Annotated in this window: 1 protein-coding gene; it reads right to left on the reverse strand. The window is 35.8% G+C overall.

What is annotated here, in order from left to right:
* The coding region (locus tag ACNOHI_RS25580; protein ID WP_420477532.1) for a glycosyltransferase at positions 1–372 on the reverse strand (372 nt) is incomplete at its 3' end.
* Positions 373–528: the final 156 nt, after the last annotated feature.

The following is a 528-nucleotide window of genomic DNA, read 5'->3' on the forward strand; positions in this document are numbered from 1 at the left end:
TCTGGAAGCAATAAACGAAAAGCCTTTGAGCAGTGTATCATCTGCTCCTAGAAAATAAACCCATTCTCCCTTTGCTTTCTTTACTGCTTTATTCATTGCGTCGTATATACCCTTGTCCTTTTCACTTTGCCAGTAGGTTATATGCCTTTCATATTTATTTATGATCTCTAAAGTCCCATCTGTGCTGCCGCCGTCAAATATTAAATGCTCTATATTAAGTGAACTTTGGTTGATGACACTCGTAATGCAGTCTTCAAGATATTTTGCTGCATTTAGAGTAACGGTTATAATGCTAATTAACGGTGCTTTTTTTTTGTCGTATATCGGCAGGTTACTTTGTGAAGTGTCTTCTTTTTTTATATCAAATTGCACATCGGTGGCCGTTACTTCATTAAGAGTTTTTTGAACTTTTTCCCATACACTTTCAATATTAACTCTTGAGATACAAGGAAAAGGGTCATATTCAAGGGTGGGAAATTTACAGATCTAGTTACAGTTAAAGCACGGCATTTTTTCGTACACACAAAT

It is taken from the genome of Noviherbaspirillum sp. ST9, assembly GCF_048799745.1.
In the GTDB taxonomy this organism is placed as follows: Bacteria; Pseudomonadota; Gammaproteobacteria; order Burkholderiales; family Burkholderiaceae_D; genus Noviherbaspirillum.